The organism is Candidatus Methylomirabilota bacterium (assembly GCA_003104975.1).
Classification (GTDB): Bacteria; Methylomirabilota; Methylomirabilia; order Methylomirabilales; family Methylomirabilaceae; genus Methylomirabilis.
In genome coordinates, this window is record PQAM01000019.1 from 1 (window position 1) to 23,187 (window position 23,187).

16 protein-coding genes are annotated in these 23,187 nt (G+C 59.1%); 7 read left to right on the top strand and 9 right to left on the bottom strand.

Annotation, left to right across the window (positions count from 1 at the left end; genetic code table 11):
- Nucleotides 1-480 precede the first annotated feature (480 nt).
- From C3F12_14095 to C3F12_14110, 4 genes are all read left to right on the top strand, one after another.
- Complete coding sequence (locus C3F12_14095) at nt 481-1,302, top strand: methane monooxygenase/ammonia monooxygenase subunit C (protein PWB42336.1); 822 nt, start codon at nt 481-483, stop codon at nt 1,300-1,302.
- A gap of 78 nt (nt 1,303-1,380) precedes the next feature.
- Nucleotides 1,381-2,112 carry a methane monooxygenase/ammonia monooxygenase subunit A gene (locus C3F12_14100; protein ID PWB42337.1) on the top strand — a complete coding sequence of 244 codons (732 nt, stop codon included), beginning with the start codon at nt 1,381-1,383 and terminating at the stop codon, nt 2,110-2,112.
- 56 nt (nt 2,113-2,168) lie between these two features.
- Nucleotides 2,169-3,440, top strand: coding sequence for a methane monooxygenase (locus tag C3F12_14105; protein ID PWB42338.1), 1,272 nt, complete (start codon nt 2,169-2,171; stop codon nt 3,438-3,440).
- A 255-nt stretch (nt 3,441-3,695) separates the two neighbouring features.
- Nucleotides 3,696-4,469: a hypothetical protein gene (locus C3F12_14110; GenBank protein PWB42339.1), complete on the top strand. Its 774-nt coding sequence runs from the start codon at nt 3,696-3,698 to the stop codon at nt 4,467-4,469.
- 102 nt (nt 4,470-4,571) lie between these two features.
- On the opposite strand, the gene C3F12_14115 is transcribed toward C3F12_14110, so the two are convergent.
- The 3 genes from C3F12_14115 to C3F12_14125 form a co-directional block, all read right to left on the bottom strand.
- Nucleotides 4,572-6,515, bottom strand: coding sequence for a cell division protein FtsH (locus C3F12_14115; GenBank protein ID PWB42340.1), 1,944 nt, complete (start codon nt 6,513-6,515; stop codon nt 4,572-4,574).
- Nucleotides 6,516-7,044: 529 nt separating this feature from the next.
- Complete coding sequence (locus C3F12_14120) at nt 7,045-7,296, bottom strand: hypothetical protein (GenBank protein PWB42341.1); 252 nt, start codon at nt 7,294-7,296, stop codon at nt 7,045-7,047.
- An 82-nt stretch (nt 7,297-7,378) separates the two neighbouring features.
- Nucleotides 7,379-8,896: a hypothetical protein gene (locus C3F12_14125; GenBank protein PWB42342.1), complete on the bottom strand. Its 1,518-nt coding sequence runs from the start codon at nt 8,894-8,896 to the stop codon at nt 7,379-7,381.
- 594 nt (nt 8,897-9,490) lie between these two features.
- On the opposite strand from C3F12_14125, the gene C3F12_14130 reads away from it, so the two are divergent.
- The 3 genes from C3F12_14130 (at nt 9,491) to C3F12_14140 (ending at nt 16,460) form a co-directional block, all read left to right on the top strand.
- Nucleotides 9,491-10,390 carry a hypothetical protein gene (locus tag C3F12_14130; GenBank protein PWB42343.1) on the top strand — a complete coding sequence of 300 codons (900 nt, stop codon included), beginning with the start codon at nt 9,491-9,493 and terminating at the stop codon, nt 10,388-10,390.
- 570 nt (nt 10,391-10,960) lie between these two features.
- Nucleotides 10,961-13,393, top strand: coding sequence for a nitric-oxide reductase (locus C3F12_14135; GenBank protein PWB42344.1), 2,433 nt, complete (start codon nt 10,961-10,963; stop codon nt 13,391-13,393).
- A gap of 640 nt (nt 13,394-14,033) precedes the next feature.
- Complete coding sequence (locus C3F12_14140) at nt 14,034-16,460, top strand: nitric-oxide reductase (protein PWB42345.1); 2,427 nt, start codon at nt 14,034-14,036, stop codon at nt 16,458-16,460.
- Between the two features lie 98 nt (nt 16,461-16,558).
- On the opposite strand, the gene C3F12_14145 is transcribed toward C3F12_14140, so the two are convergent.
- From C3F12_14145 to C3F12_14170, 6 genes are all read right to left on the bottom strand, one after another.
- Nucleotides 16,559-17,380, bottom strand: coding sequence for an NAD(+) synthetase (locus C3F12_14145; GenBank protein ID PWB42346.1), 822 nt, complete (start codon nt 17,378-17,380; stop codon nt 16,559-16,561).
- On the bottom strand, nt 17,377-18,234 hold the full coding sequence (locus tag C3F12_14150; GenBank protein ID PWB42347.1) for a carbon-nitrogen hydrolase: 858 nt from the start codon (nt 18,232-18,234) through the stop codon (nt 17,377-17,379). The genes C3F12_14145 and C3F12_14150 overlap by 4 nt, the downstream gene beginning before the upstream one ends.
- Nucleotides 18,231-19,055: an SAM-dependent methyltransferase gene (locus C3F12_14155; GenBank protein ID PWB42348.1), complete on the bottom strand. Its 825-nt coding sequence runs from the start codon at nt 19,053-19,055 to the stop codon at nt 18,231-18,233. The genes C3F12_14150 and C3F12_14155 overlap by 4 nt, the downstream gene beginning before the upstream one ends.
- Nucleotides 19,056-19,157: 102 nt before the next feature.
- The gene (priA, locus tag C3F12_14160; GenBank protein PWB42349.1) at nt 19,158-21,638 is read right to left on the bottom strand and encodes a primosomal protein N'; all 2,481 of its coding nucleotides are present in this window, start codon (nt 21,636-21,638) and stop codon (nt 19,158-19,160) included.
- Nucleotides 21,635-22,309 carry a hypothetical protein gene (locus C3F12_14165; GenBank protein PWB42350.1) on the bottom strand — a complete coding sequence of 225 codons (675 nt, stop codon included), beginning with the start codon at nt 22,307-22,309 and terminating at the stop codon, nt 21,635-21,637. Before C3F12_14165 ends, priA begins: the two co-directional genes overlap by 4 nt.
- A 62-nt stretch (nt 22,310-22,371) precedes the next feature.
- Nucleotides 22,372-23,106: a hypothetical protein gene (locus tag C3F12_14170; protein ID PWB42351.1), complete on the bottom strand. Its 735-nt coding sequence runs from the start codon at nt 23,104-23,106 to the stop codon at nt 22,372-22,374.
- Nucleotides 23,107-23,187 lie beyond the last annotated feature (81 nt).

Consider the following 23,187-nt stretch of genomic DNA (forward strand, 5'->3'; position numbering starts at 1 on the left):
AGACAGGTGTCGTGGGACAGATGGTGCATATCCGGTCGTACTAGTTCACATTAATTAAAAATTCATCAGAAATTATTCAACGATTTTCCCATGCCCCTTCTAAGCCGTTGGTCGAACCCCTTGATTTCACGCATTGGAGCAGAATGACGGCAGATTTGAACTTCGTTTGGCATCATCCTTGCCTTTTGCAACCATAGTTAGTTGAGCGATTCAGGGGTGAACAGGTCGAGGATGGAACCGAGTTCGGAAGGTAAAAAGGACTTGACAGGTGTTTCGAACGCGACATATGCTAGTGTCGCTAGAACAGGGTTTCCAAAAAGCGATTTTCCCGGAGCCACAACAACCTTCAACTCAAACCCGTTCCCACAGTGGTGGCAAAGGAGGTGAGAGCCGGCGTCAAAAGAGGGACAGAGGATTTGTCATCCCAGAGTAGTACATCTACGCATTTAAAATGATCAGAGTGTAAGGAGGAAGAATCGAATGGCACAATACAGGACGGAAGCCGTACCAGCTAAGCGTGCTGAGACGGCCGAACAGATGTTTGGCTGGGGCATCTTCTGGAAGTGCATGATCGCGATCAGCCTGTTCTACATCTGCATTCGGATTTACCAGCAGTACTTCTCATGGTCGAAGGGTCTCGACTTCTTCTCTGAAGACTTCCGGATCTACTGGTGGAACATGCTCATCGGTGAGCTGATCATCGAAGGCGCGGTGCTGACCTTCACCTTGGGCTACATCTGGAAGACCCGCGACCGGAACTTGGACAAGATTACACCGGAAGAGGAGTTGAGGCGGTTCTGGGGTCTCGGACAGTGGATTGTCACGTTCGCGTGGGCCGTCTATTGGGGCGCCAGCTTCTTCACCGAGCAGGACGGGACCTGGCACCAGACCGTGATCCGCGATACCGACTTCACGCCGAGTCACATCATCGAGTTCTACCTGAGCTACCCCATTTATATCATCATCGGGATCAATGCGTACATGTGGGCCAGGACCCGAATTCCGCTGTTTGCGGCCGGGCACTCCCTGCCGTTCATGCTGACGGTCGGCGGCCCTGCGATGATCTTCGTCAATGTGGCGTTGAACGAGTGGGGCCACACCTTCTGGATCATGGAGGAGCTGTTTGTGGCGCCGCTGCACTGGGGTTTCGTGACGCTCGGTTGGTGTCTGTTCGGGGTGTATGGAGTCGCAGCGGCCATGTGCCCGCGAATCCATGAGCTGATCAAGATCACCAGCGACGGCAAGGCGGCCCAGTGGGCTCCCAATGTCGGCAAGTTGCCGGTCCAGGTTGATAAGTGGTAAACACACTTGAAATCCTCGTAGCCAAATAGTGGAGGGGGTGGGGATCCGCCCCCCTCCCTTCTCGGAGGGGAAGAGCCTATGGCGCTCTTATCAGTACAGCAAGCTGCAAGCCTGGAGCGAAAGTTTGATATCATCATCCTCGTAGCCGCCTTTACCGGTACGGTGGCCGGCTATCATATTCACCAGATGCTGACCGTCGGCGACTGGGACTTCTGGTTGGACTGGAAGGATCGACGCTGGTGGGTCACGTTGACACCGATCCTGTTGATCACCTTCCCCGCGGCGTCGCAATATTTCATGTGGGAGAAGATGCGTCTGCCGATCGGTGCGACCTTCTGCATTATGACGCTTCACTTCGGTCAATGGATGAATCGGGTCTTCAACTTCTACTACTGGGCCTGGTTCCCGGTCAACTTCACCACCCCGGGCCTGATGATCCCCAGCGCGATCTTCCTGGACGTCATGCTGATGATGACCGGGAGCTACATGTTTACCGCGCTGTTCGGCGGGATGGGGTGGTCGCTGCTGTTCTACCCTGCGAACTGGACCTGGCTGGCGCCGTTCCACCTGGCGGTGAAGCATCCCAGCGGGCCGCTTATGTCGATCGCCGATCTGATGGGGATGGAGTATGTGCGCTCCGCGACGCCTGAGTACATTCGGATCGTCGAGCGCGGGACGCTGCGCACCTTCGGACGTGACGTCACACCGGTCTCGTCGTTCTTTGCCGGGTTCATCAGCGGGTTAGTTTACGTCTGGTGGATGTTTATGGGGAAGTGGATAAGCAAGCCGACATGGCTCGCGCGGACCTAGCTGTTTGCGGATCAGTTGACCCTGACCCTTACCCTGAGTGAGGTAGGAGGATAACAATGAGGATAGGACGAGCGGCGTTGTCGGCGATCTTACTTGGAGTGATCGCTGTGTCCGCGGGGGGGACGGCGTGGGCCCATGGCGAACGATCACAGGAGCCCTTCCTCCGGATGCGTACGATAACGTTTTATGACACCAAGTGGTCGAAGGCCCGGGTACAGCCGGGCGAGACGATGGACCTCACGGGCAAGTTCCATACCTTCAGTGAATGGCCGCGGGCGGTCTATCTCCCCGAGTCGATCTTTTTGCACTACTCTGTGCCGGGGCCCTCAATGCTGAAGAAAGAGGCATGGATGAACGGCATGCCTGTCATCAACTCCACCAGCACGAAGCTTGGCGGTGACTACGATTATAAGCTAGCAATTATGGGGCGGGTCACCGGCACCTATCACGTTCACCCGATGGTGAATATCGAGGGTGGCGGCCCCTTGGTCGGTGGCGGCGAATTTGTCACCGTTGACGGCGACTGGAGTAATTTTACCAACAACGTGACCACCATCGATGGCCAGACGATCGATATGGAAACCCATGGCCAGGGCCGGATCATCGGCTGGTGGGTGTTGTGGACCATCATCGGGGTCTTCTGGCTGGGTTATTGGGTGGTACGGCCGTTTACGCGGCGCATCTTTATGGTTGGGACTGTGCCTGAGGAGGAACTGGTCAGCCCCGGCGACCGCACGGTTGGACTTGTGCTGATGATTGCCACCGTCCTGATCGTGGCCATCGGCTATGTGACCACTAACGGCGCCTACCCGATTACGATTCCGTTGCAGACCGGTCGGATGGATGCGCCTGAACTGAGGCCTACGACCGAGTTTACGCCGTATGCCCATGCCACTGTGAGGGTCCGACCTGTCACTGCGGTTTATACGGTGCCCGGGCGCTCTCTTGGCATGGTCCTGGAGGTCACGAACGGTTCGAATAGGGCCCAGCAGTTAGGCGGGTTCATTACGGCTAATCTGCAGTTCCGCGAGCCGGCCCAGTTCCCCGACACGCGGCTCAAGATCAAGGTGGAGCCGGCAGGGCCCATCGCCCCTGGCCAGACCGCGACGGTTTCGGTTGATGCCACCGATGCGGAGTGGGAATACCAGCGGTTGGCCGAGTTGATCTATGACTCAGACAGCCGGTATGGTGGACTGCTGGAGTTCTTCGACGCCGACAAGAACCGGCAAATTGTCGAGGTTGGTGGCCCTGTGATCCCGTCCTTTGAGGGTGGCGCCACCGCGCTGACTGGCGGTGGTCAGTGGCGACCCACGACCCAGTACAAATAGGAAGGAGAGATGCGATTATGGAATTTGCCGCTCAAGGGATGAATATCGCGCTGTTGCTTATGTTGTTGTTTGTCGTTCTTACGTTGGTGAATCAGGCGTAACTGAGGTTATTGGCTGTGAGGGCCTCGCCCCGGGAGATTCGAATACGAGATTTCCGGGGCGAGGCCCTCAGGCCCGCGTTGATCCTCCATACCAGATGCCGAGAGATCGAGTGGTTCGACCCGTAGAGGATCCCAGAAGTAGGCAGGTAGAATGATGAAGTATGTGGTTGCGATTGCGTCAGTCGTTCTGTTGGCGGCGTCCGGGACGTCGCAGGTGTGGGCCCATGGTGGGGGCGGCATGGGTGGCATTACCGAGAATGATATCTGCTCCATGGAGCGGGGACAGTATTTCATCCACTTCAGCGCCTATCAACATGCCGCTGCCGGAAATGTTGCCCAGCTTGCGGTCCTCAAAGATCTCAAGGAGGCAGATCTCAGGCGATACGTGGATGCGATGAAGGAGGAGTTTCGATCCTATTGCCGGGACATACCAAAAACCGGCAAGGCGACGCTGACCTTTGATCTGATCAGCGATGCGCTTCGCAAGATTCCCGTAGCTGTCCGCGTCGTTGAGGCCTCGGAGCGTGGCAATGCGGAAACTGTCCTCTATATCCCCCAACAGGTGTATCCGTCCGGGGTCGTCAAGGCCGAAACCGACTTTACGCATGCAGGCAAATATAAGGCGGTCGTCGAGGTTGAGGAGCAGCATCCGGGGCAATCGCCAATCGGCCATGGCGCCGACGCCGCTGACCATCAGCACGACAGTACAGTCATGGTCGGTGTCAAGCATGCCAGTTCAGCCGAGGAGGAGGTGTACCACGCCCACGATTCGACCTTCAGTTTCCCCTTTACGGTCGGGTTGAAGACGCCGCGGTCCGGCGGTCGCGGTTCCTCGATGTTCAGCAATCCAAGCATTCTGGTTACGGCCATTGCCGGCGTGGCGATCGGGGCCGTGCTGTACGTCAGGCAGAAGAAGAAGGCGGCCTGAAGCCCGCCAACAAACTGCCGAAAAAAGTAACCCTCTCACGACTATTGGCGCGAGAGGGTTTTTTTATTCGTTCGACGACAGGGTGTCAGGATTCGCGTTAGGCTAAGCCGAAGGTGGCGGCGCCGGCGTCGACGACGCGCTGGGTGCGACGGCCGCTTCGGTGGCGCTGACCTTGGCGGCTGTTCCAGCGGTGGCCGCCTCTGCAGCGGCTGCTCGTGACGGATCCAATGCTACCACCTTGCCCTCCATGACGTCGTCCAACTCCTCTGCGAAGAGGGTCTCGCGTTCGATCAGGGCCTTCGCCAGCCGCTGCAATTTCTCCCGATTGGTTTCGATCGTCTGGCGGGCGACCTGGTAGCACTCATCGATGATACGGCGTACCTCCTGGTCGATCTGGTACGCGATTTCTTCGCTGTAGTTCCGACTGTCGATCATATCCCGTCCCAGAAACACCGGACCTCCCTGCCGCCCGAGCGTGACGGGGCCGAGCTTGTCGGACATGCCAAAATTGGTGACCATCCGTCGGACCATATTGGTGGCCTGTTCAAAGTCATTCGATGCGCCGGTGGTGACCTCCGCGAAGACGACGTCCTCAGCGACCCGCCCACCCATCGCCACACTCACCTCTGCCAACAGCTCTCCGCGAGTGCGGGTGTAGCGATCCTCCGGCGGCGCGCCCATGACATAGCCGAGCGCCATCCCGCGCGATACGATGGTGACCTTATGGGGCGGATCGGCCTTCGGCAGCAGCTTACGCAGGATGGCGTGGCCCGCCTCATGATAGGCCACCATCTCGCGTTCCTTCGGCGTCAGGGCGCGACTGCGGCGCAGCGGCCCGGCTATGACGCGTTCGGTGGCCTCGTCAAAATCAACCATCGAGACACGGTCCTTCCCGCGTCGGGCGGCCAGGAGCGCGCCCTCATTGACCACGGCGGCCAGATCCGCTCCCGAAAAGCCGGGGGTCTGTTTGGCAAGGGTGTCCACGTTGACGTCCGGCGCCAGCGGGATTTCGCGCAGATGGACCTGCAAGATCGCCTTGCGACCCTTACTGTCCGGGTTGTCCACAATAATGCGACGGTCGAATCGACCCGGGCGCAGAAGGGCCGGATCCAGAATGTCAGGCCGGTTGGTGGCGGCAATGATGATGATGCCGATATTCGACTCAAAACCGTCCATGGCGACCAGCAGTTGGTTTAACGTCTGCTCGCGCTCATCGTTTCCGCCGCCAAGGCCGGCGCCACGATGACGGCCGACCGCGTCGATTTCGTCGATAAAGACCAGGCAGGGGGCGTTCTTCTTGGCCTGTTCAAACAGGTCGCGAACGCGGCTGGCGCCCACCCCGACGAAGACCTCGACGAACTCAGAGCCGGACAGTGAGAAGAATGGAACCCCCGCCTCTCCGGCTACGGCCTTGGCGAGGAGCGTCTTACCGCACCCCGGCGGTCCGACCAGCAGCAGCCCTTTGGGGATCTTGGCGTGCAGCGCCTGAAACTTCTGCGGGTGCTTCAAAAACTCGATAACCTCTTGCAGTTCCTCCTTAGGCTCTTCCTCTCCGGCGACATCCGCGAACGTCACCTTGGGTTTAGACGCGTCGTGCAGCTTCGCCTTCGACTTGCCGAAGGCCATCGGACCGCCGCCTCCGCCCATTTGGGACCGACGGCTCATCATCACAAACAGGCCGATGATCAAAAGGAACGGCAGGAAGTTGAACAGCAGCCCCATCCAGATCGAACCGCCCGAGGCGGGTTCGATGGCAAAGCGAACCCCCTTTTTCTTCAAAAGCTCCTGGAGGGCTCCCGTCGACTCCTTGCTGTAGACCGTCCTGAGGTGCTGTCCGGACGAGACGTGACCGTAAATGGTGTGGGTGTTTTCGTTGAAAATCACCGTTCCTGCGAGCTGTCCTGATTCCACCATATCCACGAAGTCGCTGAAAATGACCTGGGTCGAGGCCCTTTTCGGGCTCCAATAGAACGGCAGGAAAGCTATCGCTAGGACCACGAGGATCGCCGCGACCGCTCCCGCAATCTTGGCGTAACGCTTATTCACCGCAATGACCTCCTTGGTGCATCCCGACCTCCAGAAGCCAGGCGTCAACTATCCGGGACGTTATGAAAGAGGGATAACATCTCCTGAGCTTACTATGTTTCATCTGCTCCTCACTGTGCCGATCGAACTTGCGGTCGGCGTACTCTGATGCGTTCAATCCCTGCGCCACCTGTTACCGACGTTAGCATATATATTGCCAGAGTAAAGCAAGTCCCGAAGCTTGTCAAGTCCAAGTTCTGCGCTAAAACCAGCAATTGATCACGCACCCAATTCATCTATCATCTTTCATTCTGTCATTGTGGGTTCTGAGGGGTACGCGGCAATCTCGCCGTCCGGTTCTCGTAACATTGGAAAACTCGAGGCGAAGAACGGTCGGAAGGAGGAAACCGCAGCGGGGGTGCTGCGGTCCGAACCGGAAAGGGACGAGCGGAGTATACGGCGTGGTGGGCGAATCGGAGTCTGCAGGTGGCCTACGGACTCTGGACTCTACATCGCGCTGATCGGGTGACGTGGCGCGGGGGATGAACGGCTATATCTGACCGAACTCCTTCAGGGTAGACGCGACGACCAGGGTTTCGGATTCAAGCAGGTTCGATCCGGCCATATGCTTCATGACCTGATTGGCCGTCTTCAGATCCTTGGCCTCCCACTCAAATACGACATCGTATTGGCCATAGGTGACATACGCCGATTTCATCCCTTCGTAGCAGGCGGCGGGAAGATCATTTGCCAGCTTGGACCATGCCCCGGGTCTCACCTTGGCCAGTGTGACGAACTTCATGGCGTATCCTCCTTTTAATAAAAACGCCGAAGGCTCCCCAAATAAGGGGAGCCTTCGGCGGAAAATAGGTCTTACGCGAACATTAGAACCGAACCATCAACTCGGCGATACCCTGATGGGTGAGTTCGCCCTGCGTGTTGTTGCTGACACCGAAGAAGTTCCGTCCCGGCGTGACATCGGTGAGCAGGTAGTTCGCCCGAACGAAGACGTTGGGGTTGGCATACCAGGTCAGGCCCAGTGTCCCGGCCCGCACCCGCAGCGTATCCTCGGTCGTACCAGCGGCCGGGGTGAAATTGCCCTTGGTGTCCTCGACCCGCAGGTGCTCGTAGCGGCCGTTGAGCAGCACGCCCTTCAGCTTGTTGCCGTAGAGCCAAAAGCCGATCGTGCCATAGCCGCCCATCATGCGAAGGTCCTCGAGGTTCGAGCCGCCCGCACCCACGCCGTCGCGCTCCTGAGAGGCATAGTGGAACTCGCCCTTGAGGATGAACGGATACAGATCGAAGACGACGTCGGCGCCGGTGGTGACGCGGTCGCCATTGATCAGGAAGCCGTTCATGCTGGTACCGGCACCGTCACCGCCGAACTTATCCCCTAACGTGCTCACCGGGTTAAAGCGGTGGAACTTCGAGCCGCCCCCGACAGGTGCCGTGACGCCGTTGGTATCGGTCGCGCCGGCCCCCCGCCGTATGTTGAAGGTACGGAAGTCGGCATTCACGCCGACGGTGAGGGCGCCAAAGGGCATCGCAGGCGAAACGGTCAAGCGGCCCGTATACTCCTTGTCGCCGTCGTTGTCGACGCTGCCGGGGCACTGATCGACCCGACCGCAACCGTTAAATACGCCGACCCCGTAATAGATGGGCAACGTGTCGGCAAGTTTGAGATTACCCGAGAGCAGGACGCCCATCTGCAGGTCCGGCGAAAAGGCCCGGTTGACAAAGGACCGCTGTGCAGCGAAGTCCAGGTCCTGGGTCGCCATGCCCTGCTCGAGGCTGTAGTGGTGCCGCATCTGTCCGGCGGTGACCTTCAACCATGGGGTATAGCTGTAGCTGACAAAACCTGTTTCGATCCGGGCGCCGATATTGCCGCCGGTAAACTCCGGCTCGATATGGAAGCCGAAGTCCCTGAAGATCGTCCCGTTGAAGATGACCCGGACACGATGCAACTTCAACGTGCTGGGGCGGTGTCGACCGATTGCCGCCGTCTTGTCGGAGGCACCGTCGACATCCTCTTCATTCCGCGATGCCTCGACCTGCGCCAACGTCTGCACGTAGCCGCCGATATTCAGTCGGTGCTGACCATCGGCTGACTTCAGGTAGAACCCCTTTCCGGGCCAGGGGTCAAATCCGGTCTGGAGGGATGATGCCGTCGCCTCCGCGGCCTTCTTCTCTACCTCCATCACACGTCGGGTCACCTCTTCCTGTTGCGTGGTCCGCTCCTGCCGCAATCGCTGCATCTCCTGCTGCAACTGCTGCAACGACCGCTGCTGTGTCTCAAAGGCCTGCTCAAGCTCTGTGAGCTTGTCGGCCCATGCCCCTACCGGGGCGAGCAGCAGAGCGCTGCCCAAGACCGCACCACGAACCCACCACTTTCTTTGAGCCATGATCCTCCTCCCTCTGCGTCAGGTTAACCACCGCGCTCCCGAGATCGAAGCGCGTTTGCGGATGCGGGGCGCCAAAATAACTCCGCCCCGATGAGACGATCTTCGCGGTGTATACAGGCTTCCCAACCTCATTAGAGGACTTGCAGTAGGGCGCTGACTTCAGTGATGGGCGTCACTATTGCACATGCGTTACTCCCGTGTCAAGGGTTTTCTTCATCAGCCTGTCCGATGTTTCCTACGCGAGCGCTGGTGCCCCACGTCCGGTTCAGGCTGTCCCTGCGACGTCGTGTCGCAGCGACCGGCCAATACGGGCGTTGACCATCAACTCCGTATGTCCGTATGCCTTCGACGTCTCCCGTCATCAGCCCGCCGCCATGGTGTTCATGTATGATGTATTTCTAAAGACCAAATGCCTATGTAAGCGTCTCTATAATGGTAGCAACGAATCCGGCGATGAACAGCTCGCGAATCAATCTTCGGTGTATACGAAACTTGTCGCGGGTGACTTCAACATCGGCAATCGTGGACGCTGAATCATCATGCTCGGAGACCTCTGAAAACATCCCTTTTCGGCTTGACAGGTCCTACTGAGAAATGTATATTGATTCCATGGCTCACCCAGGCAACGGACTGAAACGGTCGGGGCGAATCCAACGGGCAGATCGACGGCCTGATGACGGTATCCGTGCAGGCGAGGCGGTCGTCCGCCATGCCGGTGCAGAAAATAACCGACGGCCTGCGGCTGATGTGACAGGTACACGCAACGAGTCGGGGGGTGGACAGGCGATGGAGCCGCGGGAGGCCGCCTTCAAACTCTTCGCAGAGACGGCCGATGGCGTATTTATCAGCGCACCGACGGGTGAAATATTGTTCTGCAACTCGGCCGCTGAGACCATTCTGGAAGCCTCTGCCGAGCAGGTCGTCGGGCAGCAGTGTCGGGAGTTCTTCAACGGTCGTGACAGTAACGGCAATCAGCTTTGCCAGTGGCCGTGTCCGCTCAAGATGTCGCTCAGCCGCGGTGACCTGATCCAGCATTTTGAGATGGCTACACGGACCCGGACAGGGAAACCGCTCTGGATCGACGTGAGCTGTGTCGCTCTCCCTACCGAGAATAGCCAACCGCCAACCGTTGTTCATCTCTTTCGCGATGTCACAGCCGCGCACCAGCTTGAGGTATTGGTGCGGCAGCAACTGGCTCAGACTCAGCTCACGATGAGCGAGAAGACGGTTTCTCCCATCGGCGAGCTTACTCGCCGGGAACTGCAGGTGGTCACCCTTATGCGGACCGGTGCAACGACGGCAGCCATTGCGGAGCAACTCTTCATCAGCAAAACTACCGTGAGAAATCACATCCAGAACATCTTCAGTAAACTCAAGGTCCACTCGAGGCTCGAGGCGGTCGCCTACGTGAACGAGATGTCGAGGCGAGAGCCGAACCGAACAGAAGCCGGACCGTCATCCGGGGCGGCCAAGGAACCCCACAAGGCTGCATGATGAGTGCGATGCGGAACGATTCAGCGAATCGCCGAATGATCACGTGCTCAATACATCGTTATGATGTTCGGGAGACCAGTAGTCCCTTGAACCGTATCCTTTGCCCTGCAGGGTGGATCAGCGCGTCGCCGTGCGATCGGGTAAACCCCGTTTTAACATTCTGTACGTCCATTACACCACTGCGCCGCTTGAATTACCCATTGCTAGTGCATCTGCATCATCATATTGAGTCAATCGCAGGATTTACGAGTCCCGTTTGGGATAGTAAAACTATACCATAGTACATATGCATCCCGGTTTGATTCGATCGTAGGATTTAGAGAGTCTATAGGGGACCGCAGTTATTACCGCCATGGAGGCGTTCCCCATGAATGACAGGATGCAGATCGATAAGCAGCGTAGCGGGCCATCGCCTGGTCGACCGGGCATGTGCCGTCGGGCCCGCACCCTGCACGCCGTTCGGGAAGCGCGCGCACCCCCGACGGCCTGGGACACCACGTTCAAGACGGCACCGTAATAACAATGCACGAGTGGCTACCTCAAAGCGGGGCAGAGCCACGGGAGGTAACAATGAGTCCTAATCCCAGCGGAAGCGTAAGTAAGGGCAAGAACGAGAGGACATTTGCCCAGGCACTACTGATTAAAAAGTATTGGTGGCTTCATGCTTTGATCGTTACTGCCATCAGCGTCATCGGGTTGATCGCACTTGGCGTCTGGACCTATACCAGCGTCCCCCCGTTGGTCAATTTCGTCTCGTCCAGCGGAGAGGTCGTCATCCCTGAATGGGAAATGCAGCGTGGGAAGCAGGTCTTCCACCTGAAGGGCCTGATGACCTACGGTTCGTTCTGGGGTGATGGCGCAGAGCGCGGTCCGGACTTCTCGGCCGAGGCCCTGCATCGCACCTTTGTTTCCATGGGTAAGTACTATGAGCAGCAGATCGAAAAAAGCGGACGCACCGTCACCCAGGACGACCGGGACGGGATCGCGGGCCGCGTGAAGCGCGAGATCCACGAGAACGGCTTCGATGCATCGGCCAACGTGATCCGCCTGAACGACGCGCAGATTTTCGCCTATAATGAGTTGATCGAGCACTACACTAAGATGTTCACCGATTCAACCTATGAAGAAGCCTTCCAGAAGGGCCGAATCCAGAACTTTATCAGCAACCCCGCCGACCTGAAGGCCCTCGCGGGCTACTTCTTCTGGGGCGGTTGGGTAGCCGGCGCGAATCGGCCGGGTGAGACCTACAGCTACACCCACAACTGGCCGTACGATCCGGATGCCGGCAACCTCCCGACCTATCCGACCTATATCTGGAGCTTCCTCTCGCTCTTGGTCCTGTTCGCTGGTACCATGCTGGTGCTGTATGTCTATGGTGAGATGAAGACCCTGCCGGGCGAGCCGTTCAACGGTCGCGACTGGTCGCTCACCACGATCGACCTCGAGAACAAGGGTGATGCCTATGTGCGCCCGACCCAGCGCGCAACCTACAAGTTCTTCGCCTTTGCGGTGATCCTGTTCCTGGTGCAGGTTATCGCGGGTATCATTGCGGCAGAGGATTTCGTGGGTGGCGGTCCGGCTGATGCAGTCCTGAGCGCGATCGGCCTTACCATTCCGTTCAGCGTGGCGCGTGGTTGGCATGCCATCGTCCAGATCTACTGGTTCTTCATGGCGTGGACCGGCTACACCCTGTTCTTCTTGCCCCGCATTTCCAAGGTGCCTAACGGCCAGCGCTTCCTGATTAACCTGCTGTTCACCCTGTGCGTCATCGTCGGCGCCGGCGCCCTGTTCGGCATCTGGATGGGCCACACCGGGTATTTCGCCAGCGACGACATGGCCTACTGGTTCGGCAGCCAGGGTTGGGAGTTCCTGGAGCTCGGCCGGTTCTGGCACATCCTGATGCTGGCCTCGTTTGTGCTGTGGGTCTACATCATCTTCCGCGCCGTCAAGCCCTGGATCACCAGCCAGAACCTCTGGTCCGTTCCGGCTTGGCTGTTCTACGGCAGCGGCATCATGGTGCTGTTCCTGTTCTTCGGGATGTTCATGACCCCGTCGCAGAACTTCGCTATCTCCGACTACTGGCGGTGGATGAACATTCATATGTGGGTTGAGGTAACCTTCGAGGTCTTCACCACCTGTATCGTGGGCTACATGCTGGTTCAGATGGGTCTGGTCAACCGGGCCATGGCCGAGCGGGTTATCTTCCTCGCCGTCATGATGTTCCTGGTGACCGCCCTGATCGGGATCTCCCACAACTTCTACTGGATCGCCAAGCCGACAGGGATCATCGCCCTGGGTAGCGTCTTCTCCACCATGCAGGTGTTGCCGTTGCTCCTGATCACCCTGGATGCCTGGAAGATGCGGACGGAGCGCGCTCGGGCTCACGAGGCTCTGGCCGAGGGCAAGCAGCGCTTCGTGATGGACGGCGTCTGGACCTTCATCCTGGCCGTCAACTTCTGGAACATCTTCGGTGCGGGCGTGATGGGCTCGCTCATCAACCTGCCGATCGTCAACTACTATGAGCATGGCACCTATCTGACCGGTAACCATGCCCACGGCGCCATGTTCGGCGTCAAGGGGAACATCGCGATCGCCGGTATGCTCTTCGCGTGTCAGCACCTGTTCCAGCGCTCTGCCTGGAATGAGAAGCTGATCAAGACCATCTTCTGGAGCCTGCAGATCGGTATCGTGATGATGATGCTCATGGATATGTTCCCGATCGGGCTGTATCAGTTGGCCGCGATCTTCCAGCACGGCTTCTGGTATGGCCGCCAGCAGTCCTTCGTCACCAACGAGGTTTGGCACACCCTGACCTGGCTGCGCGCCATCGGCGGTGTGGTCTTCATGTTCGGTGGCGTCCTGCCTCTCATGTGGTTCATTCTGTCGAGGGGTACTCGGATGGTCCGCGAAGCCGCCGTCGTTGAGGAGGGTGAGTGGACGATCTACGATCGAGAGAAGGCGAAGGAGCGGGAAGCTTGGGCCGCTTCTGACGAGGCGTTCTAGTCTCGTTACCTACTGCGGTAGGTACGTCATACCTCACGTCAATACCCCCCGGTACCGAACGGTACCGGGGGGTATTGTTTTTTCGAGTTTCGGGCGTGAAACGCCGATTTACCTTCATCACCACCCAGACCAACGCCTCCGTTGACCCTCTAAGCGTTCGAATGCCCACCAACTGCTTCTTCGCCTAAGCCCACGGTCATCCCTAGTGGTCTCACCCCCAAGCCCTCGGACTTGTTCGGCCTTCAATGTCCTAATGCATTTGCACTAGCCGTCCGTTCGATCAACGAACGCGTGGGCGTCTGGCGTAGTAGTGCATTCGCATCCCAATTTGAGCTGAACATCCGATTGTAGGAGGAGAAAAAGGTGTCTACATTTTGTCTGAAGTTCATTTTTAGAATCTCGGAGGGACGGTAAGACATGAACCTGGGGTGGTGTGGAGGTAGTACGAAGCGCCGGCGCGGTCGTCCGGTGGCAGGGCGGCGCTACGCGGCTCGGTTGAATGAATCCCGTCATACGCCTCGCGAAGCGCGGGCTCCTCCCGTTGCGGGGCTTTGGCCCGGTCACAAAGAGGGGAGTTGGTGACACACAAAGCATTGCAAGTGCAGTAGCTGTAATGAAGCGTAACATATAGGAGGTTGTTATGAGTCCCATCCCGAGCGATATGGTAAGCAAGCCCCATAAGACGTTCGGCCAAATGCTGTTAGTGAAAAAATATTGGTGGCTCCATGCGGCGATTGTCACAGGTATCAGCCTTATCGGTTTGGTCGCGCTTGGCGTCTGGACCTACACGTCGGCCCCACCGTTGACCAATTTTGTGTCGTCGTCCACCGGGGAGACGGTGATACCTGAGTGGGAGATCCAGCGCGGCAAACAGGTATTTCACCTCAAGGGGCTCATGACCTACGGCTCGTTCTGGGGTGACGGCGGCGAACGGGGCCCGGATTTTACGGCCGAAGCTCTCCATCATACATACGTCTCCATGAACAAATACTACGAGAATGAGATCGCAAAGGAGCGCCCTGTCACGCAAGCCGATCGCGACATGATCGCGATGAGGGTACGACGTGAGATTCGAGAGAATGGGTACGACGAGGCCGCCAACGTGATTCGAATCAATCCGGCGCAGGCTTTTGCGTATCAGGAGTTGATCACCCATTACACGAAGATGTTTACGGATGCTACCTATGAAGAAGCCTTTATGAAGGGCAGGATCAAGAATCATATCAGCGACCCGGCCGACCTGAAGGCCCTCGCGGGGTACTTCTTCTGGGGTGGTTGGGTTTCCGGGGCGAACCGGCCAGGTTTTGACTACAGTTATACCCACAACTGGCCGCCCGATCCGGCGGTCGGCAATACTCCGACATTCGAGACCTACCTCTGGAGTTTCATTTCGATCTTCGTCCTGTTCTGCGGCACGATGCTGGTCCTGTACGTCTACGGCGAGATGAAGACCCTGCCGGGCGAGCCGTTCAACGGGCGAGATTGGTCGCTGACCACCGTCGATCTGGAGAATAAAGGCGATGCCTATGTGCGCCCGACCCAGCGCGCCACCTACAAGTTCTTCGCCTTTGCGGTCATCCTGTTCCTGGTGCAGGTCCTGGCGGGTATCCTGAGCGCCGAGGATTTTGTGGGCGGCGGACCGGGCAGCGCCATCGCCACCACGGTGTTGGGATTCACCATCCCATTCACTGTGACCCGCGGCTGGCATACCATCGTCCAGATCTACTGGTTCTTCATGGCGTGGGTCGGCTACACCCTGTTCTTCTTGCCCCGCATTTCCAAGGTGCCTAACGGTCAGCGCTTCCTGATCAACCTGCTGTTCACCCTGTGCGTCATCGTCGGCGCCGGCGCCCTGTTCGGCATCTATCTCGGACATACGGGTTACATGAGCGACGACATGGCCTACTGGTTCGGCAGCCAGGGTTGGGAATTCCTGGAGCTCGGCCGGTTCTGGCACATCCTGATGCTGGCCTCGTTCTGTCTGTGGGTCTACATCATCTTCCGCGCCGTCAAGCCCTGGATCACCAGCCAGAACCTCTGGTCCGTTCCGGCCTGGCTGTTCTATGGCAGCGGCATCATGGTGCTGTTCCTGTTCTTCGGGATGTTCATGACCCCGTCGCAGAACTTCGCGATTGCGGATTACTGGCGGTGGATGAACATTCATATGTGGGTTGAGGTAACCTTCGAGGTCTTCACCACCTGTATTGTGGGCTACATGCTGGTTCAGATGGGTCTGGTCAACCGGGCCATGGCCGAGCGGGTTATCTTCCTCGCCGTCATGATGTTCCTGGTGACCGCCCTGATCGGGATCTCCCACAACTTCTACTGGATCGCCAAGCCGACAGGGATCATCGCCCTGGGTAGCGTCTTCTCCACCATGCAGGTGTTGCCGTTGCTCCTGATCACCCTGGATGCCTGGAAGATGCGGACGGAGCGGGTGAAGGCCTATGAAAACGTTGCCGAGGGCAAGCAGCGCTTCGTGATGGACGGCGTCTGGACCTTCATCCTGGCCGTCAACTTCTGGAATATATTCGGCGCGGGCGTCTTCGGCTCGTTGATCAACCTGCCGATCGTCAACTACTATGAGCATGGCACCTATCTGACCGGTAACCATGCCCATGCCGCCATGTTCGGCGTCAAGGGGAACATCGCGATCGCCGGTATGCTCTTCGCGTGTCAGCACCTGTTCCAGCGCTCTGCCTGGAATGAGAAGCTGATCAAGGGTATCTTCTGGTCGCTGCAGGTCGGCCTGGTGCTGATGATGATGTTGGATCTGTTCCCGGTCGGGCTCTATCAGGTCGCCACAGTCTTCAAGCAAGGCCTCTGGGCCGCCAGAGCGCAGGCGCACGTGACGGACAACGTCTGGATCACCTTGACCTGGATGCGGACCGTCGGTGGGGCGATCTTCCTCTTTGGCGGTGTCTTGCCTCTGGTCTATTTCATCCTGTCACGGGCGGGGCGAATGGTCCGCGAGGCGGCTGCTGTTGAAGAGGGTGAGTGGACCATCTACGATAAAGAGAAGGCCAAGGAGCGGGCTGCCTGGGCGGCCGGCGACGAGGCGTTCTAATCTGAGGAGTTAGGCAGGTACGTCTCGCTTGACTCGGATACCCCCCGGTATAATCAACCTTGTACCGGGGGGTATCGCTTGTTGTGCGCGCGACGGTGTTACTTACCCCAGTCGCGGGGATAGCGGAAGTCGCGGTCGATGGTACGGGCAGAGATCTTGGCAATGAGGGGGAGGCGTCGCTTGTACTGGGAGGCCTGGACCCTGGCGAGGACGGTTCGGACAAATCGCTCATCGAAGCCGTTCGCGATCATCTCGGAAATCTCGTATCGGCGGTCGATCATGAGATAGAGCACTTGGTCGACCTCTTCGTACGTAAAGCCGAGTTCCGTCTCGTCGGTCTGTCCGACCCAGAGATCACCGCTGGGCGCCTTTCCAATGATGGCCTCCGGAACGCCCATATGGCGCGCCAGTTGCCGCACCTGGCTCTTATACAGATCGCCCAGCGGGTTGATGGCGCTGGCCATGTCTCCGTACAGTGTACCGTACCCCAGGAGTAACTCGGTTTTATTGCTGGTCCCTAATACCAGGGCATTCAGCCTGGCCGAATAATCGAACAGGATGGTCATTCGCTCGCGCGCCATCTTGTTGCCCCGGCGTACCTGATCGGCATCCTGGAGCCGTCCGAAGTAGGCGTCTACCATCGGGGTAATATCGATGATATCGGATTGGATTCCTAACTGCGTGACCACCAGTTCGGCGTGCGCTCGGCTGTCCGGACTGCTGGTTCGGTATGGCATCAGGAGGGCCCAGACGTTCTCGCCGCCAAGCGCTTCGGCAGCGAGATATGCGGACAACGCGGAATCGACCCCACCCGATAACCCGATGACAACCCGGCTGAAACCGGTCTTTCGTACCTCGTTGGTAATGAATCCGGTCAGGATCTGTTGAACAAATGCGCAGTGCAGGGAGAGACGGATCATCTGTCCCCCTCGCGCCTGATCCGCTCCAGTTCCCGACACGTCACGTCCAATCGCTCATCTCGACACAGCGGATTTATCGTCCTGGCCCGTCGAACCTCGGCAGGATCGATTTCGGCGACCAGGAGGGTCTCGTCAAGATAGGCTGCCTTGGCTACAGGCTCGCCGGATGGGGCGATGACCTCAGAGCCGCCCCAAAAGCAGGCGCCGTCCTCATATCCGACCCGATTTGTATACAGGACATAGCTGGTGAAGAGTTGCGCGTAGGCTCGGTTGACCGTCTCCCACGCCCTGGCGTTCGCGAACAATTGACCCTCCTCCAGTCCCCCGCGGCCGGGACTGGCAGAGGGTGAGATAAGGATCTCCATCCCGTCCAGGGAGGCAATCCACGCCGTCGAGGGGTGCCACATATCCTCGCAGATCAGGATCGCAGATCGCCCGATGTCTGTATGAAACGTTGCGATCCGGCTGCCTTCCGCAAGATACCGTTGCTCATCGAAGATCCCGTATGTGGGGAGGTAGACCTTACGATGGACGTGCCGAATGTCGCCCGCTGAGAGGTAAAGGGCGGCATTATAAAACAGGTATCCCGGCGCCTCCTCAACCAGCCCCACCACCAGATCGACGCGGCGGCTTAACTCCCTGAGTCTGTCGAGGATAGGGCTGGTTAAGGGGAGGGCCACTGATGAGACAATATCCTTCAGGAAGTATCCGGTCAGGCTTAACTCCGGAAAGATCAGCAGGCCGGCGCCTCGCCCGATCGCCTCCTCGATGGTCTTCTCGTGCAGGGTCAGGTTACGTTCCAGATCGCCGAGCACGGGGTTGATCTGGGCAAGGGCAACTGTATGTCGACTCATGCCACCGTACTCCGTACGTCGGGGGCAGTCAGGCCGCGATGCGCGGCCTCCATGTCCGGCGATACCGGGCCGCCGCGTGCCTCATAGACGAACAGAGGGGTAAGAATCCGTAGTCCCGACCGACCGTCCCGTCGCGCCTCTACCAGACTGAGTTCCGCCTGCGCGCCAGGGTATGAATGAATGAATCGCAACATCTTTGGTTCCAGTCGTACCGTCCTGAGGCTGCTCAACAGGTCGGCGAGTCGCGAGGCATGGTAGATGAGATAGGCGCGCCCGTGGGGCGCCAGGACATATCGGATGGCCGCCACTGCCTCGCGAATGGTGGCGGTCAGTTCGTGCTTCGCCTGTCGGATCTCGGGGTCCGGACTGAGTCGGCCGCCGGCGATCGGTCGATAGGGCGGGTTGCAGAGTACCATATCAAAGCAGCTTGCCGGCAGCAGCCGCGTAATCTGACGAAGGTCACCCTCGACGATCTCGATGCGGTCTTGCAGTCCATTGAGCCGCACGCCACGCCTGGCCCGGTCGGCCAGGGCCGACTGGACCTCAAGACCGACGATGCGGAGGCTCGGATACCGATGTGCCAGCAGGAAGGCGATGGCGCCGTTGCCGCAGCCGAGATCAAGAACCCTGTCGCCGGGTCGCGGCATGGCGACCTGCGCCAGCAACAGCGCATCCATCGAATAGCGGAAGCCCATTCTGCTCTGAATGACCTTTACGCCGGACATGCCGATATCATCCAGGGATTCGCCGTCATAGAGCCATGAATTCGTCTGCGGTCGATCCATCATTTCGATCATCACGGCGCTACTGTAATACATCATCAAGGAAAAGACAAACGGTCAGCCGTCAGCTATCAGCGATGTAGGGGCGCTGCTTGCTGCGCCCTATTCGGGCAGGGCAAGCCCTGCCCCTACGCCGGCCGCTCAACACAGATCGACCGGATCGACGTCGATCTCAATCCCGGCCTGTTCTGTCGGTGGAAGCTGCGCAATCGTCCCTTTGACCCAGTGCAAGAGCCTATCCTGGTCGTGACCTTTGGCGAGGATCTGCCATCGATAGCGGTCCTGTAATCGATAGATCGGCGCCGGTGCGGGTCCCTCAACGGCAAGTGGGGGGGACGCCCCCCCCAGAAGCAGACCGGTCAGTTGCTCGGCCCGCGCTTGCGCTTGTCCCTCGTGCGTAGAGGCAACCAGGAGCAGAATAAGAGAGCCAAAGGGCGGAAGGCCGCGTTTCTCCCGAAGGGGCCGCTCGATCCGGTAGAGCGCCTCATAATCGTGGTGACGGGCTGCGAGGATACAATAGTGTTCAGGGTTGTAGGTCTGGACAATGACATGGCCGGGGCGGTCGCCACGACCGGCGCGACCGGCTACCTGCGTCAGCAGCGCAAAGGTTCGCTCGCCGGCTCGGAAATCCGGGATCTGCATCGAGACATCGGCCGAGAGGATGCCGACCAGGGTGATGCCGGGGAAGTCGTGTCCCTTTCCGACCATCTGTGTGCCGATCAGAATCTGTGTGCGCCGCTGCTGCATATCCCCGAGGATCTGTCGGTGTGCCTGCCGCCTTCGGGTGGTATCGCGATCCATCCTGACGATCGAGACGTCCGGGACCAGGAGTCGAGCGGCGGCCTCGACCTGCTGTGTCCCGTAGCCGAGCCACCCGCAGGCGATCCCGCCGCACTGAGGACAACCCGTCGGCGGCCGCTGCCGATAATCGCAGTAGTGGCAGCGCATCCTGGCGTCGACGGCATGGTAGATGAGCGAGACACTGCAGTGAGGGCACCGCAACGTAAAGCCGCACTCCCGGCAGAGCAGCACCCTGGCGTACCCTCGTCGATTGATGAACAGCAGGACCTGCTCGCCCTTCGCCAGCGTCTCCTTGATCGCCTCAGCCAGTCGTTGTGAAAAGATCAGCGGGGCACCGCGCTCTGTCCGCCTCGCGCGCTCTTGACGCATATCGACCAGTTCTATCGACGGGAGCGGCCTGTTGTGGACCCGCTCAGGGAGGAGGAACGGCCGGTAGATCCCCTCCTTCGCCCGATGAAGGGTTTCGAAGCTGGGGGTTGCAGACCCGAGAAGGACGGGAATCCCAAGCATTCGCCCCCTGACCAATGCCACGTCCCGGGCGTGGTAGCGCGGCTCTTCCTGTTGCTTATAGGAGGTATCATGCTCTTCATCCACAACGATCAGGCCAAGGCGCGAGAGGGGTGCGAACACGGCAGAACGGGCGCCCACGACGATATCGGCCGTCCCGCGCCTGATGCGGTACCACTGATCCAGCCGCTCGCCCGGCGAAAGGCCGCTGTGCAGCAGCGCGACGCGTTCGCCGAAGCGGGCGCGAAATCGATCGGCCGTCACCGGGGTCAGGGCGATTTCCGGAACGAGTACCAGCGCCTGCCGTCCCTGTCGTACCGCCTCGCCGATCACCCGAAGATAGACCTCGGTCTTTCCGCTTCCCGTCGCGCCGTAGAGTAGTGCCGGACAAAACGTCTGTGAGGACAGGCCTGCCAACAGCCCATCAACCGCGGCGCGCTGTGCCGAATTGAGTTGGGGGCAGGCGTCGGCGACTATCGCGCCCTTGTCCCATGGCGACCGCTCGACCGCCTCAGTCGTGCGGCGGATCAGTCCCTTAGCGAGGAGGCTGCGCACGCCGGAGGCTCCGGCAATGGCCGTCGCCTCCGCAGATGTCAGCGATGAGCCGGATTGGAGGAGCCGATCGAGCAACGAGGCCTGTCGTGGTGCGCGGTCTTTGAGGCGGGCCCATCCCGCCTCCGCTGCCGTCCGGTCGATCGCCAGACTCAATACGGGTCGTACGACGGGCCGAACCGAAGGACGACGTTCCTGGTATTCGATTCTGGCCAGGTTCTGTCTGATGAGCAGGCGAATCAGTCGATCAACCGCTTCGCCGGGCCACCGCCGTTTGAGCGATGACAGCGCGATTCGACGTTGCGCCTGCAGAACGGTGAGAATCTGCTGCTGAGTCGGGTCGAGTGGGCCGACCGCTCCGGCGTGGTCCGCCGCGATACCCGCGCGCGAGAACAGATCCGACGGTTCGATCAACTGAACCGTCCGTATCGTCCCGCGATCGATCCCGGGCGGCAGCGCCGTACGAATCACCGGCCCCCACGAGGTCACGTAATAGTCCGCGACATGGCGCGTCAGTTCGAGCATATGTTGATCGAGCAGCGGTTCAGGATCGAGGATCGCCTCAATCGACTTCAGATCTGAAGGATCGGTTGGCGCAGGAGTGCGAAGGCCGACGATATATCCGGTGACCAGGCGGGGACCGAGCGGGACAAGTGCTCGCTTACCGACCCCGACCTGTATATGGAGCGAGGGCGGAACCGCATAGGTCAGGATGCTTCGAGGTGGAACCGGCAGGGCGATTTCAGCGGCGATCCGGCTCAATGCGCTGTGCTCGCCTGAGGCGCGCGGACCAGCACGTCGTATGCCGGACTGTCCTTGAGTTTTGACGATGTAGCGGTCAAATCGGCCGTCTCCTTGAGCGTGGCAGTAACGGCCCTCGGCGGCTGCGCTGAGACCAGACCAAAGGCGTAGGTACTGTCGCCACGGACGCCGGACGGCCCGGCGCAGACAGGAGAGTCAAAGTACACGATGAACCTGTTGGTCCACCCGTGCACGTGGTCGATGCCGATCTTTCCCGGACCGCCGTCGGTCACGACATAGATCAGATCTCCGGCCTGTCCATCGCCATTGTAATCCAGGGTGTCGACGATGGGACCGAACTCAAGCGCCATGGTCCGTAGACACGGCATGTGCGTCGTCGCAACAGCCTGTTCGAGATTGATCCGGTACTCATAGCCGTACAGCCCGGCCGCCGGCGTGCCGGGCTTCCCTGCGAAGGTGCGAGACTCGATGAAGGCCGTTCCCTCGACCTGCATCGGGATCGGTGCGGTGCTGCTCTCGATCGTGGTCACCTTGCACGAGGGATCGAAGAGACAGTAGACGGCCGGAGAGCCGACCGTGACGGTTGCCAGATGGGTGTCGCCCTTCCGGCACCCCGCGGCAAAGGCTAGAGTCAGCACCACAGCGATGAGAACGGGCACTCGCGCGGCCATCCCCCGTTCCCCTCCTTTCGCTAATCAGACACCAACAGGCTACTTTGATCCCGGAATGAATCTTAAAGGCCTTCAGAACGATCCGACTTGCTACCCTCCGTGTCTATTTGAGGCGCATAGACATCTACGTGATATTTAATATTTTTCTTCATTTTCGGCGAGGCGGCGCCCAAACCGGCCGTCTCCTTGATGGTCGCATCGACGAGCCTCGGCGGTTTGGTGGAGACCAGGCCAAAGAAAAAGGTGCTGTCGCCCGGATGATTCTGTCCCCCGACACAGATAGGGGAGTCGAAATTAAATGTCAGCCTGCCGTGAAACCGCTGTACGAATCCGAGGCTGGCTTTTCCAGGACCGCCCTGGCTGACGACATAGATCAGTTCGTCGGTCTGCCCATCGCCATTGTAATCCAGGGTATCGACGATGGGACCGAAATCAAAGATGATCGATGACAGGCACGGCATATACTTGACCTTCCCGAACTCCTCGACCTCGACCACAGTCTCTGCCCCCTGCTCGAGATCGATCCGGTATTCATAGCCGTACAGACCGGCCGCCGGCGTACCGGGCTTCCCCGCGAAGGTGCGGGACTCCACAACCGCCTTACCCATGATCTCCATTGGGATAGGCACAGTGCTGCTGTTGGTAACGGCAACCGCACAGGATGGATCGAAGAGACAATAAACGGTTGACGCGCTGACCTTGACCTTTTTAAGATTCATGTCGGATTTCATCCGACAACCTGCAATGAAGGCTGCACTCAGCATGACACCCACAAGGATGAGTACCCTTCCAGTCATCCCATGTTCCCCCTTTCTCCTGTAATTGTGTCGTAACGTACACATCTCGGCGCGCTTTGTGATCGTTCCAGACGTGTTGTT

Excerpts from the sequence above, each read along its gene's own strand:
- C3F12_14125 (PWB42342.1), bottom strand. The coding sequence starts at position 8,896 with ATGGCTCAAAGAAAGTGGTGGGTTCGTGGTGCGGTCTTGGGCAGCGCT.
- C3F12_14150 (PWB42347.1), bottom strand. The coding sequence starts at position 18,234 with ATGAGTCGACATACAGTTGCCCTTGCCCAGATCAACCCCGTGCTCGGC.
- C3F12_14170 (PWB42351.1), bottom strand. The coding sequence starts at position 23,106 with ATGACTGGAAGGGTACTCATCCTTGTGGGTGTCATGCTGAGTGCAGCC.
- C3F12_14130 (PWB42343.1), top strand. The coding sequence starts at position 9,491 with ATGTATATTGATTCCATGGCTCACCCAGGCAACGGACTGAAACGGTCG.
- C3F12_14120 (PWB42341.1), bottom strand. The coding sequence starts at position 7,296 with ATGAAGTTCGTCACACTGGCCAAGGTGAGACCCGGGGCATGGTCCAAG.
- C3F12_14135 (PWB42344.1), top strand. The coding sequence starts at position 10,961 with ATGAGTCCTAATCCCAGCGGAAGCGTAAGTAAGGGCAAGAACGAGAGG.
- C3F12_14165 (PWB42350.1), bottom strand. The coding sequence starts at position 22,309 with ATGGCCGCGCGAGTGCCCGTTCTCATCGCTGTGGTGCTGACTCTAGCC.
- C3F12_14110 (PWB42339.1), top strand. The coding sequence starts at position 3,696 with ATGAAGTATGTGGTTGCGATTGCGTCAGTCGTTCTGTTGGCGGCGTCC.
- C3F12_14105 (PWB42338.1), top strand. The coding sequence starts at position 2,169 with ATGAGGATAGGACGAGCGGCGTTGTCGGCGATCTTACTTGGAGTGATC.
- C3F12_14145 (PWB42346.1), bottom strand. The coding sequence starts at position 17,380 with ATGATCCGTCTCTCCCTGCACTGCGCATTTGTTCAACAGATCCTGACC.
- C3F12_14155 (PWB42348.1), bottom strand. The coding sequence starts at position 19,055 with ATGATGTATTACAGTAGCGCCGTGATGATCGAAATGATGGATCGACCG.
- C3F12_14140 (PWB42345.1), top strand. The coding sequence starts at position 14,034 with ATGAGTCCCATCCCGAGCGATATGGTAAGCAAGCCCCATAAGACGTTC.
- C3F12_14095 (PWB42336.1), top strand. The coding sequence starts at position 481 with ATGGCACAATACAGGACGGAAGCCGTACCAGCTAAGCGTGCTGAGACG.
- C3F12_14100 (PWB42337.1), top strand. The coding sequence starts at position 1,381 with ATGGCGCTCTTATCAGTACAGCAAGCTGCAAGCCTGGAGCGAAAGTTT.